At 43.6% G+C, this 273-nt stretch carries 1 protein-coding gene; it reads right to left on the bottom strand.

Translation table 11 applies throughout. From position 1 onward, the window contains the following. A partial coding sequence (locus ACY0MJ_RS22365) for a hypothetical protein (protein WP_462640764.1) occupies positions 1-273 on the bottom strand: 273 nt, incomplete at both ends.

Here is a 273-nt window from a genome sequence, read left to right as displayed (position 1 = left end):
ATCTACAGACTCTTGTAACATACGTTTTTCGTTACGTACGATAATGTCTGGCGCTGCAAGGTCAAGAAGACGCTTTAAACGGTTGTTACGGTTGATCACACGACGGTAAAGGTCGTTCAAATCAGAAGTCGCGAAACGACCACCTTCAAGTGGTACTAACGGACGAAGATCTGGTGGAAGTACTGGAAGTACATTCATCACCATCCATTCTGGCTTGTTGTTCGACTCTTTAAACGCTTCCATCAACTTCAAACGCTTAGACGCTTTTTTAAG

The sequence above is a fragment of the Ramlibacter sp. bp-362 genome (genome assembly GCF_054956735.1).
This window is presented reverse-complemented; position numbering and strand designations above follow the sequence as displayed.